Here is a 12013-nt window from a genome sequence, read left to right as displayed (position 1 = left end):
TCCCAGTGTGGCCGTTCACCCTCTCAGGTCGGCTACGCATCGTCGCCTTGGTGAGCCATTACCCCACCAACTAGCTAATGCGCCGCAGGCCCATCTCTCAGTGACAGCTTGCGCCGTCTTTCCTCATTCTCCGATGCCAGAAAATGATGTATCCGGTATTAGCATCCGTTTCCGGAAGTTATCCCAGGNNNGGTGCAACCTCTGTTGCACCCGCGACTCCGATTNGGATGGTCTTGAAGTTGACTTGTCAAGAAAGCACCATGTGCTCGTTAAAACGTGGCGGGAATTTACATTCCCTATATTCACTCTAAACCGTCTTGTGCTCCAAGATTCAGATCCGAAGATCAAAACCCTTCGCTAAGCGCGGTTCCTCGAATCACTTGGCCCGGCTGGGTTCCGTAATTCTCGTTACTCACTGTTCAGTTTTCAAAGAACAAACTCGTTAATCTCATGCGTGTTACTCTGTCTTACTCGTGTGCCCCGCTCGCTTGTTTCGCTCGCAGCAGCAACTCTTATATATTAGCATGTCCGTTTCCGTTTTGCAAGCCTTTTTTTGAAATCTTTTTTTCAACTTCTTGCGAAGCGTCTATTTCGATTTCAACTTTGTCCTGCTCACTTGTTCGAACCGCTCGGTCACTCTCTCAAGGCCATTCCTAGAATATATCACGCTGGAACAAGGAAGGCAAGCACTTTTTTCAAAAAACGATTATTCCTTGTATTCGCGCCGCTGATCCTCTTATAATCCGGCATTCTAAGCCCGTTTCCCCTCGGGTCTGGGCCACAGCGTATAGCTGAAGCTGATGACGAAGTCGATGCCCAGCACAATCGCCCAGCGCACGATCCACTGCTGCAGCGCTTCCGATCGCTGTGCATCCCCGATCAACAGAATCATGAGGGCAAGCAGGCCGCTGCCGATCGTCCAGGCCAACAGATGCCGATACCATCTCTGTCTCTCCATGGATGCATGAGCCGTCCCTCGCTTGGGCTTGTCTTCCGGTGCCGGACCGTTCGCGAACTTGTGCGCAAAGCGCTCGTCCGCCCATCGGATCATGCTGTGCCCGAACGCGACCGTGCACCCGAGGTAGACAGCCGCAAGCCCGTGCACGAAGCCGGCTTCGCCTCCCTGCCGGATATCGAGGATCGTAGCCGTAAGCAGCACCAGATCGACGACCGGCGTGAGCATCAGCAGCAGCGCACCCGCTTTCTTCTTCTTCAGTACGTAGCGGGTGACCAGCCCCGCCAGGATGATCACCCAAAATCCGATCTCGCACGCCACGATCAACCAACCGATCATCCTTTTTCCTCCTCTTTTTTAACACAATCGTATTATATAAATCATAGTAGCACACGCGTGTCAAAAAAGAAACCGTTAAAATACGTCTGTGTTATAATGGGGCATGCCAAAAATCGTCGATCACGAACAACAAAAAATCAAAGTCGCCGAAGCCGCTTGGAGAGTCATCCGCCGCTCAGGCATCGAACAAGCTTCCGTCCGCAACGTCGCGCAGGAAGCGGGCGTATCGCCGGGGTCGATGCGGCATTACTTCTCCACGCAGGCCGAACTCTTCTCCTTCTCCATGAATCTGGTCTCGGAACGGGTTGCCCAGCGGATCTCGGCTTACTCTTTCGATCGTCCGGTGCCCGAAGTGGCCCGAGACGTGCTGCGCGAACTGGTGCCTTACCATGAAGAAAGCCGTTCCGAAATGGAAGTATGGCTGGCTTTCGCGTCAAAAACGATGTCGGAACCTTCGCTGCGCGAACACGCGGACCGCGTCTACGAGCAGATGAAGCACGCGATAACGCTGATTCTTCAAGCGCTCGTCGATTACGAGTTTGCGTCGCAAACGCTGCGCGTCGAAGAAGAAGCGGTGAAGATGCTGACGTTCGTCGACGGGGTCGCGCTGCACGGACTGCTGTATCCCGAACGCATGCCGCCCCCTCTAATGGAGAAACTGCTGGATGAATACCTGGATGCTTTGTGCAAAAAGACCGATTAATCCGCAAAAGGAGGACAAAAAAAGGAGAAGGCGCCGGGGCGCCTTCTCCTTTTTGGTATATGCTGTTAGGCGTGACGATGCCGATTGCCGCGCCTACAGGTTCCGCATGTGCGGGAACAGAAGGACGTCGCGGATCGACGGAGCGTCGGTCAGCAGCATGACCAGACGGTCGATGCCGATGCCGAGACCGCCCGTAGGCGGCATGCCGTATTCCAGCGCGCGGATAAAGTCTTCGTCCATCTCGTGCGCTTCGTCGTTGCCGTGCTCTTTCTCTACCAGCTGCGCTTCGAAACGCTGGCGCTGGTCGATCGGGTCGTTCAGCTCGCTGAACGCATTGGCGTGCTCACGTGCTACGACGAACAACTCGAACCGGTCGGTAAAGCGCGGATCTTCGTCGTTCTTTTTCGCCAGCGGCGAAATTTCGAGCGGATGTCCGGTTACAAAGGTCGGCTGAATCAGCGTCTCTTCCACGAACTGTTCGAAGAAGGCGTTCAGGACGTGCCCGAATTTCATATGCTTCTCGACCGGAACTTTATGTTCCTTGGCCAGCGCATGCGCTTCTTCGTCGGTCATGTGCGCGCCGAAGTCCACGCCGGTCACTTCCTTGACCGCATCGACCATCGACACCCGGCGCCACTGCGGCTTGAGGTCGATCTCCTGGCCCTGGTACTGGATCGTCGTCGTGCCGAGCACTTCCTGGGCGATATGCGCGACCATGTTCTCCACCAGGCTCATGATGTCCTTGTAGTCAGCATAAGCTTCGTACAGCTCGATCATCGTGAATTCCGGGTTGTGGCGGGTCGACGTGCCTTCGTTCCGGTAGACGCGGCCGATCTCGTATACTTTCTCCAGACCGCCCACGATCAGGCGCTTCAGATGCAGCTCGATCGCGATCCGCATGTACAGTTCCATGTCGAGCGCGTTGTGATGCGTAATGAACGGACGAGCGGCCGCGCCGCCCGCGATGGAATGCAGCGTCGGCGTCTCGACTTCGAGGTAGCCGAGCGAATCCAGGTAGCGGCGCATCGACTGGATGATGCGCGAACGCAGGATAAACGTCTGCTGCACTTCCGGGTTGACGATCATGTCGACGTAACGCTGGCGGTAGCGCAGCTCTACGTCCTTGAGTCCGTGATACTTGTCGGGCAGCGGCTGCAGCGACTTGGTCAGAACGGTCAGTTCCGAGACTTTGACCGTCGTCTCGCCGGTCTTCGTCTTGAACACCGTGCCGCGGATGCCGACGATGNGGCCATGATGCGGCCGGCCAGGCGCACTTCGATCGCTTTTTCTTCCAGCTCGTCTTTGTCCATCGTGTCGTACTTGGCCATGATACCGGCTGCCGTCTCGTCGCGTTCGAACTTGGCGCCGAACGGATCGATGCCGAGCTCTTTCAGTTCACCCAGTTTTTCGCGGCGTACCTTAAGCAGTTCGCTCAATTCGACTTCCTGGTTTTCCTGGTTCGTGTTTTCTTCAGACACTTGTGTTTCAGCTCCTGTCCTTAGCGGCGGCCCGCATTGGAAATGCTTTGCCGGCCTCGCTTATCGTCAACCTATATTATCGTTGCAAATCGTCGCTTTCGTCAACCGCGAAAGCCGCAGCGCCGACGGGAAAAGGCGCCTACTGCGCAAAGCGGCACAAAAAAAGCTCCCGCTTCCGCTTGGGCAAGTGCCAAAACGGAGACGGGAAGCCCGTAGTACCGGAAAAGTGCTGCTTGATTGTCCGGAATTGAATTATTTTCTGATGCCGAGGATCGTGTATTGAAGCACGCCCGCCGGAACGCTGACGTCGACCGTCGCGCCTACGGATTTGCCCAGCAGCGCCATGCCGACCGGACTTTCGTTGGAAATGCGGTTCTCCAACGGATTCGATTCCGCGGAGCCGACGATGGTGTACTCCACTTCGTCGCCGAATTCCAGATCTTTGACCTGCACGGTCGATCCTACGCTCACGACGTCGGTCGCGATCTCGTCGCTGTTGATGATCCGCGCGTTGCGCAGCATTTTCTCCAGCGTGATGACGCGGCCTTCGATGAAAGCCTGTTCGTTTTTGGCGTCTTCGTATTCGGAGTTCTCGCTGATGTCGCCGTAGCCGATCGCCACTTTGATCCGTTCCGCGACTTCGCGGCGTTTCACGGATTTCAGGTGCTCCAATTCATCTTCCAACTTCTTCAGCCCGTCCTGGGTGAGAATGACCTCTTTATCGCTCATCTGTACCGATTCTCCTGTCATGTGAATAGTAGATTTTCGCACTCTCACATCCGGTTAATTACGAAATCCCTGTAAAGACGGCGATGGCAAAATAGAAACGATCACGCCTTTTAAGACATCGACGCACTGCGTTTCTCGACTTAAGAAAGATATTGACGGGCAGCCGGGGCCGAAGCCGTTATATCTCCAAGAACGTCGGCGCGGCACGTTGACCCGGCCCGAAGTTCCTTGCCCGCGGAAGTCCCCGAAAGGATTCGCCGGACTCAATGCCGGCAGCCGGGCAGCCAACGTACGGAGCACCGTTCGTGTCTATACAATACCGCATCCAGGCAAAGCGCGCATATTCCGCATTTTGGAAATTATGTTGGTGAGGCGAATTTATACTGACAAATTATATGGGAAGCACTACGAAAAGTCAATGTGTTTCCGGGCCCAAATGAAAACGTTTTATTTATACAAAAAAGGACCGGATTTCCGGCCCTTTTCGTCGAATGATCGCGGATTTTGACCGAAAATGTTCCACGGGGAGCACTCAGGCTTCGGCGGCGACGAGCTCCGGCAGATTGGCCAGGTATCCGTCGAGGATGTGGACCATCTGATCGCGGGTCGTGCCTTCCATGATCATGTCCTTGATGCTCGCGGAACCTTTCAGCCCTTTGAGGTACCACGACAGATGCTTGCGCATTTCGCGTACGGCGACATTCTCGCCCTTGAGCGCGATAAGGCGGTCCATATGCAGGACGGCGATACGCACCTTGTCTTCCGGCGGCGGGTCGGTAAGCAGCTCGCCGTTTTCCAGATAATGGATGGTGCTGTACAGCATCCACGGGTTGCCGAGCGCGCCGCGGCCGATCATGACGCCGTCGCAGCCCGTCGTGTCGAGCATGCGCTTGGCGTCTTCGGGCGTCAGGACGTCCCCGTTGCCGATGACCGGAATGCTGACAGAAGATTTGGCCAGCTTGATCCAGCTCCAGTCGGCCTGCCCGGTATAGAGCTGCTCGCGTGTACGCCCGTGGACGCTGATCGCGCTCGCGCCGGCCGCCTCGGCCGCTTTGGCGTTCTGCTCGATAAAAATATGCTCGCTGTCCCAGCCGATACGCATCTTGACCGTGACCGGCTTCTGGACGGCGGCGGTCACGGCGGACACCATCTCGTAAATTTTCTCGGGATTGAGCAGCCAACGGGCGCCGGCATCGCATTTGGTCACTTTGGGAACCGGGCAGCCCATGTTGATGTCGATAATGTCCGCATTGGTCTCCTGATCGACAACTTTCGCCGCTTCGACAAGCGAAGCGCGGTCGCCGCCGAAAATTTGCAGGCTGAGCGGTTTCTCGCGTTCGTCGACGAACAGCATCTCGCGCGTGCGCTTGTTGCCGTTGAGAATCGCTTTGTCGCTGACCATCTCCGCGCAGACAAGTCCCGTGCCGAACTCTTTGGCGATCAGACGGAAAGCGGGATTGCAGACGCCGGCCATCGGAGCCAGCACGACACGGTTTTTCAGTTCGATCTCGCCGATTTTCAGCATCGTAAACTCACCTCATTTATCTATTGAAGCCCTTCTTGGCGAAGCGGCGGAACGGCATTAAGGAAACAGGGGTCCGGAAAAACGGGCGATGCCCGAAGCCGGGCCGAGCTCGGCCAACGAGCGGTCGACGAGCGCGCGCAGGCCGGAAGGCTCTTCCGGCGGCACGACGTCGTCGAGCGGCACGAGCACGAAGAAGCGTTCGTGCATGCGCGGATGCGGCAGCGTCAGCTCGGTCGTCTCGACTGCGAGGCCGTTCATCCACAGCAGGTCCAGATCCGCGGTTCGCGGTCCGAAGCGGATATCGCGCACCCGGCCCAGACGGTCTTCGACCGTCTGCATGATCTCAAGCAGCCGGTGCGGCGGCATCGATGTGCCTACCGCCGCGGCCATGTTCAGAAAAGGCGGCTGGTCGGCGTAGCCGACCGGGTCGGTCTCGTACACGTCGGAGACGCGCAGCACTTCGATCTCCGGCTGTTCGTTCAACAACCGCAGCGCTTCGCGCAGCGTCTCTTCACGGCGGCCGAGATTGGCCCCCAAAGCAATATAAGCCTCTGATTGCTCAGAGGTGGAAGTTCGGGCGTGTTCGTTCATCATGCCTGCTCTCTCTTTCGGCTCCGGCGAATCTCCACGGTCACGCCTTCGAAATGGATATCGAACGGAGGATGCGGCTTGGTGACCCGTATGGTCGCCGCTTCCACCCTAGTATAAGTGCGCAGCACCGCGGATGCAATACGTTCGGCGAGCGCCTCGATCAGCTTGACGGACTCGCCTTCAACGACGCTTTTGACCGTCTCGTGCACTTCGGCGTAATTGACGGCCTGTTCCAGATCGTCGGTCTGTCCCGCCGCGGACAGGTCCATTTCAAGTTCCAAGCCTACGTAGAACCGCTGTCCGAGCCGGCGTTCTTCCTCGAATACGCCGTGGCGTCCGTAATATTCCATGCGGGAGATGATCATTTTGTCCATAATAGTTCCGCCTTTCCGCGAAAAAGATTCAGGCTGCGCGCAGAGCCGGGAACGCTTCACAAGAAGACGCCCGCGGCATTCGGTTCGCAGCCTGCCTGAAGTTATGTACGGGGTTCGTAGGAGCGGCCGGACTCCGCGTACAGCATGGCGTCGCACATGGCCACGGTCCGTTTGATCGAAGCGACGTCGTGCACCCGCACGATCTGGCAGCCTTCGGCGATGCCGAAAGCGACGGTCGCGGCGGTGCCTTCGACGACGTCGTCCGCCGGCAGGTCGAGCACTTCGCGGATAAACCGCTTGCGCGACGTGCCGAGCAGCACGGGGAATCCGAGTTCGACCAGCCGGCCGAGCTGCGTCATGATCCGCAGATTCTCTTCGCCGTTCTTGGCGAAGCCGATGCCCGGGTCCAAAATGATGTTCTCGTCCAGCACCCCGGCGGCGCGGGCGATCTGCACGCTCTCCATCAGATCGGCGGCGACGTCGCCCAGCAGGTCGTCGTAATTCGGTTCGGGACGATTATGCGTCAGCACGATCGGACAGCCCGATTCCGCGGCGACCTGCGCCATGCGCGTATCGGCTTTGCCGCCCCATACGTCGTTGATGATATGCGCGCCGGCCGCCAGCGACTGGCGGGCGACTTCGGCTTTGTACGTGTCGACGGACAGCGGAGTGCCCGGCATCTCGCGCCGCAGCGCTTCGATCACCGGCAGGATGCGCGACAGTTCCTCGTCCAGCGAGACGGGATCGGCGCCCGGACGGGTCGACTCCCCGCCGATGTCGATCAGGTCGGCTCCGGCCAGCACCATCTCGCGGGCATGGCGGACGGCCGCTTCGATGTTCACGTAACGGCCCCCGTCGGAAAAAGAATCGGGCGTGGTGTTCAGAATCCCCATGATTCGCGTGGCGCGGCCCAGGTTCAGGCGGACGTCGCCCCAGGCGTAATGACGGATATGAAGAATAGGCTTCATGTGTTAGTTCCCCGTTTCTCTCGTATAGTGGCCATACTCCTCCGTCAGGCGAAGCGTCAGCGGGCCCGGCCTGCCGGCACCGATCGCAAGTTCCGTGCCGTCGGGCTGCCGAAGCAGCCGTACCGGCACGATCCCCTGGACCGAACCGGTCAGGAAAATCTCGTCGGCTTCGGCCAGTCGGTCCAGGCCGTACCGGCCTTCCCGGACCGGAATGCCGAGACCGCGCGCTAGCTCAAGCACGAACGCCCGCGTAATGCCGGGCAGAATGCCGGTATCGACAGACGGCGTGTGCAGCGTGCCTCCGGCGGCGAAAAATACGTTCCCGACGATGCCTTCGGCGACATGCCCTTCGCCGGTAAGCATCAATCCTTCGGCGCCTTCGGCGCCGGGAATGCCGTCCAGTTCGTGCCGGCCCAAAATGCCGTTCATGTAATGGAGCGATTTGAGCCGCTCCGCCCCTTCGGGCGTATTGCGGCGCGTATGCAGCACCTGCAGCGTGCGGCCTTCCGCGTACCAGGCGGCCGGCGGCGTCGGCAGCGCCTTGACATAGACGATCCGGTTCGGCCGCTCATAGAAGCGGCTGGACGGCAGGCCCAGCTCGTCTTCGCCTGCGGTCAGCGTCAGCCGGACATAGCCTTCGGCCAGCCCGTTCGCCGCCAGCAGCGCGGCGATCTCCGCCCGCAGCGCCTGCGGATCGGCGTCCCAGCGGATCCGCAGCTCGTCGCAGCCGCGCCGCATACGCTCCAGATGGCGTTCGAACAAAAACGGCTCGCCGCCGTAGGTGCGGAACGTCTCGAACAAGCCCATCCCGTACATGAGGCCATGATCCATGACCGATACGGCGGCCTGCGCCGTATCGACGATCCGGCCGTTCAGCCCGACGTAATTCGCGGCGCCGCTCATGTCCGCACGTCCACGGCGGAAGTGCGGCCGAGAAAACGGGCCAGCATGCGGTGTCCATGCTCCGTCACGATCGACTCGGGATGGAATTGGACGCCTTCGACCGGATAGTCCCGATGGCGCAGTCCCATGATCTCGCCTTCCGCCGTCCAGGCGGTCACTTCCAGACAGTCCGGCAGCGTGGCGGCCTCGACGATCAGCGAATGATAGCGCGCGGCGGTCAGCGGCGAAGGCAGCCCTTCGAACACGGACGTGCCGCGATGCAGAATCGGCGAAGTCTTGCCGTGCATCAGGCGGTCCGCGCGAATGACGCGGCCGCCGAAAGCTTGCCCGATCGCCTGATGGCCGAGACATACGCCGAGAATCGGAATCTCCGCCTTGAACTGCCGAATGACGTCAAGCGTGATACCCGCGTCGTCCGGCGTGCACGGTCCGGGCGAGAGCAGCAGGCGATCCGGCGCCAGCTCCCGGATGCCGGCAGGATCGATCTCGTCATTGCGGCGGACGATCACCGTCTCGCCGAGCTCTCCCAAATACTGGACCAGGTTATAGGTAAACGAATCGTAATTGTCGATGACCAGAATCAATGGGATTCCCCTTTCCCGTCTTCGGCCGCCGCCCGTTCGGCGCACCAGACGGCACGGCCGACCGATCTCGCCTTGTTATGGCTCTCGCGATATTCGCGGTACGGATCGGAATCGATAACGATGCCCGCTCCCGCCTGCATATGGCCCACGCCGTTTTGCACGACGAGCGTGCGAATAATAATATTTAATTCCATATTGCCTCCGTAGTCAATCCAGCCCATCGAACCGGTATACGGTCCGCGGCGCACCGGCTCCAGCTCCTCGACGATCTGCATCGTGCGCACCTTCGGCGCACCCGTGATCGTTCCGCCGGGAAATACGCCGGCGATAACGTCGTACGCCGTTTTGCCCGGCGCAAGATCCGCTTCCACCTGCGAGACCAGGTGCATGACGTGCGCGTAGCGCTCGATCGTCATCAGTTCCGGCACGTGGACGGAACCGTAGGCGGCGACCCGCCCGAGATCGTTGCGCTGCAAATCGACGAGCATAATGTGCTCGGCCCGCTCTTTCTCGCTGCCGGCCAGTTCCTCGGCCATGCGCAGGTCTTCTTCCGGCGTCGACCCGCGCCGGCGCGTTCCGGCAATCGGCCGGGCGGCCAGGCGGCCGTCTTCGAGCCGCACAAGCAGCTCCGGCGAACCGGAGACCAGCTGGAAATCCGGAAAGCGCAGCAGGCCCATGTACGGCGACGGGTTCACGAGGCGCATCCATTCGTAGACCTGTTCGGGCGAAGCCTTGAGCTTCCGCTGCTTGCGCAGCGACAGATTGATCTGGAACACGTCTCCGCTGCGAATGTATTTCTGCACGCGGCGTACCGCCTGCTGGAACGCCTCCTGGGCAAACGACGCTTCAAATCCGTCCACGTCGCTGCGCCCGTCCATATGCCGCTCCGCTTCCGCGGCGATCTCGCCCCGGCGCTTCGCGTCCCACGGCAGTGCTTCGCGCTCGAACTCGCGCCAGCGCCGCAGCATGCGCTCCGCTTCCCGCTCCGCCTGCGCGTAGGCGGACGCAAGCGAACGCCCGGCGCCGCCTGCCTGCGCCCCGGCCCCGGCCGAAGCTTCCGTCTCGGCGGCCGGCAGGCAGACCGAGACATATACGGCCTGCTCCTGGTGATCCACGATCCACAGCTGCCGCAGCCGCATGAACGCGTAGTCCGGCAGGCCGTTCTGGGCCAGATCGTCTTCGGCCAGCGCCGGCAGCCGTTCCAGCGAACGCGCGACGTCGTACGCGAGGAAGCCGACCGCCCCGCCGCAAAATTTGGGGCCGCCAGGTACGCGCGGCGCGCGGTGCGGCTCCATCCAGGCGCGGATCACGTCGAGCGGGGTGCCCTGCACGGTCTGTTCCGCCGGCCCGACCGGCTCCGGATCGAGCCGGTCCGCAAAATCGGCAATTCGTGCCGCTTCGCCCCGTCCCTGCAGCACGGATTCGGCTTCCAGCCCGAGAAACGTATAGCGGCCTTCCTTCCCGCTCTCCAGCACGAAAGCGTAAGGTGACGCTTCGCTCCAGGCCCGCAGCCACGACTCCGGCAGCTTCTGCAAAGTGTCGCGCCGCAGATAAGGAAGCCGGGTATATCCCTGTTCTCTCCACTCCGTCCACTGCGCAAGGGATGTCATCGTCTCGCTCAACCTGACTGCACTCCTTCGGATATCGTCCAAACGATCGGATTCGATTTTTGTCCATTATACGACGAAGGGACGGCCTAAGGTAGCGGCAAAACGAAACGGGAGTTCGCGCAGGCGCAAATTCGGGACTTAAGCATGCAGGAAACCGTGAAAAACGAGCAGGAATCGGCCTTTACGCACAACACCCCCGCCTCATGCAAGCGCAAGGAGCGGGGGTGTTGGACATATTCGGTTAAAATCGTTCGGCTTCGCAGCCTTCGGTCAGTTTTCGAAATTGTACAGCGGCGTGCTGAGGTACCGTTCGCCGTTGCTCGGGATGATGACGACGATCCGTTTGCCTTTGCCGAGTTCTTTCGCCACTTTGAGCGCGGCGAATACGGCGGCACCGGACGAAATGCCGGACAGGATGCCTTCTTCCTTCGCTACGGTGCGAGCCGTCTCGAACGCTTCGTCATTTTCCACATGCAGAATCTCGTCGTAGATCTTCTGGTTGAGGATATCCGGGACGAAGTTGGCTCCGATACCCTGAATTTTGTGCGGGCCCGGCTTGCCGCCGGCCAGAATCGGCGAAGCCGCAGGCTCGACCGCGTAGATCTTCACTTCCGGGAAGTTCGTTCTCAGCACTTCGCCGGCGCCTGAGATCGTTCCGCCTGTACCGATGCCCGCCACGAATGCGTCCAGCGTGCCGCCGATCGAGTGGATGGCTTCGACGATTTCGGGTCCCGTCGTCTCGCGGTGGATCTTCACGTTCGCTTCGTTCTTGAACTGCTCGGCCATGAAGTAATCCGGATTCTCGGCCAACAGCTCTTCGGCTTTGCGTACCGCTCCGTTCATGCCTTCCGATCCCGGCGTGAGCACGAGTTCCGCTCCGTAGGCACGCAGCAGGTTGCGGCGCTCAATGCTCATCGTTTCCGGCATGACGATCACGGACTTGTATCCTTTTGCCGCCGCTACCATGGCCAGGCCGATGCCCGTGTTGCCGCTCGTCGCTTCGATGATCGTGCCGCCCGGCTTCAGGCGTCCGTCCGCTTCGGCCGCTTCCACCATGCTGATCGCGATCCGGTCTTTAACGCTGGCGCCCGGATTCTGATATTCCAGTTTCAAATAAATCTCCGCGCTGTCTTCCGGAACGATCCGGTTCAAGCGGACGAGAGGCGTATCTCCGATCAGATCCGTAATGCTGTTAACGACTTTGGCCATGGTAAATCCTCCTTCGAAAGTGGGTACACTTATATCCGATTTCCC

11 protein-coding genes, 1 rRNA gene and 1 pseudogene are annotated in these 12013 nt (G+C 59.8%); 1 reads left to right on the top strand and 12 read right to left on the bottom strand.

Annotated elements, in window-relative coordinates; all coding sequences use genetic code 11:
* Both FTE24_RS02100 and FTE24_RS02095 read right to left on the bottom strand, forming a co-directional pair.
* A 16S ribosomal RNA gene (locus FTE24_RS02100) occupies positions 1 to 213 on the bottom strand; the annotation flags it as partial.
* Positions 214 to 751: 538 nt separating this feature from the next.
* A complete protein-coding gene (locus tag FTE24_RS02095) occupies positions 752 to 1294 on the bottom strand; it encodes a hypothetical protein (RefSeq protein WP_150235589.1) in 543 nt (180 codons plus the stop codon).
* Between the two features lie 103 nt (positions 1295 to 1397).
* Here FTE24_RS02095 and FTE24_RS02090 point away from each other — a divergent pair, with 103 nt between their 5' ends.
* Positions 1398 to 1997 (top strand): TetR/AcrR family transcriptional regulator, encoded by a 600-nt coding sequence (locus FTE24_RS02090; protein ID WP_150235587.1) that lies wholly within the window; start codon positions 1398 to 1400, stop codon positions 1995 to 1997.
* Between the two features lie 93 nt (positions 1998 to 2090).
* On the opposite strand, the pseudogene lysS reads toward FTE24_RS02090, so the two are convergent.
* From lysS to cysK, 10 genes and pseudogenes are all read right to left on the bottom strand, one after another.
* Positions 2091 to 3475: pseudogene (gene lysS, locus FTE24_RS02085) on the bottom strand (lysine--tRNA ligase).
* 252 nt (positions 3476 to 3727) lie between these two features.
* Complete coding sequence (gene greA / locus FTE24_RS02080; protein WP_141447861.1) at positions 3728 to 4204, bottom strand: transcription elongation factor GreA; 477 nt, start codon at positions 4202 to 4204, stop codon at positions 3728 to 3730.
* Between the two features lie 532 nt (positions 4205 to 4736).
* The gene (gene dusB / locus FTE24_RS02075) at positions 4737 to 5729 is read right to left on the bottom strand and encodes a tRNA dihydrouridine synthase DusB (protein ID WP_150235583.1); all 993 of its coding nucleotides are present in this window, start codon (positions 5727 to 5729) and stop codon (positions 4737 to 4739) included.
* A 57-nt stretch (positions 5730 to 5786) separates the two neighbouring features.
* Complete coding sequence (folK, locus tag FTE24_RS02070; protein ID WP_150235595.1) at positions 5787 to 6320, bottom strand: 2-amino-4-hydroxy-6-hydroxymethyldihydropteridine diphosphokinase; 534 nt, start codon at positions 6318 to 6320, stop codon at positions 5787 to 5789.
* Entirely contained in the window at positions 6320 to 6694 is a 375-nt protein-coding gene (gene folB, locus FTE24_RS02065; protein ID WP_150235581.1) for a dihydroneopterin aldolase, read from the bottom strand. Before folB ends, folK begins: the two co-directional genes overlap by 1 nt.
* Positions 6695 to 6795: 101 nt before the next feature.
* On the bottom strand, positions 6796 to 7662 hold the full coding sequence (folP, locus tag FTE24_RS02060) for a dihydropteroate synthase (RefSeq protein WP_150235579.1): 867 nt from the start codon (positions 7660 to 7662) through the stop codon (positions 6796 to 6798).
* A 3-nt stretch (positions 7663 to 7665) separates the two neighbouring features.
* A complete protein-coding gene (locus FTE24_RS02055) occupies positions 7666 to 8565 on the bottom strand; it encodes an aminotransferase class IV (RefSeq protein WP_150235577.1) in 900 nt (299 codons plus the stop codon).
* Positions 8562 to 9149 carry an anthranilate synthase component II gene (locus tag FTE24_RS02050; protein ID WP_150235576.1) on the bottom strand — a complete coding sequence of 196 codons (588 nt, stop codon included), beginning with the start codon at positions 9147 to 9149 and terminating at the stop codon, positions 8562 to 8564. Before FTE24_RS02050 ends, FTE24_RS02055 begins: the two co-directional genes overlap by 4 nt.
* Complete coding sequence (locus tag FTE24_RS02045) at positions 9146 to 10759, bottom strand: anthranilate synthase component I family protein (protein WP_150235593.1); 1614 nt, start codon at positions 10757 to 10759, stop codon at positions 9146 to 9148. Before FTE24_RS02045 ends, FTE24_RS02050 begins: the two co-directional genes overlap by 4 nt.
* A gap of 270 nt (positions 10760 to 11029) precedes the next feature.
* Positions 11030 to 11968 carry a cysteine synthase A gene (cysK, locus tag FTE24_RS02040; RefSeq protein WP_150235574.1) on the bottom strand — a complete coding sequence of 313 codons (939 nt, stop codon included), beginning with the start codon at positions 11966 to 11968 and terminating at the stop codon, positions 11030 to 11032.
* Positions 11969 to 12013 lie beyond the last annotated feature (45 nt).

The sequence above is a fragment of the Saccharibacillus sp. WB 17 genome, from assembly GCF_008634075.2.
GTDB classification, from domain to species: Bacteria; Bacillota; Bacilli; order Paenibacillales; family Paenibacillaceae; genus Saccharibacillus; species Saccharibacillus brassicae.
This window is presented reverse-complemented; position numbering and strand designations above follow the sequence as displayed.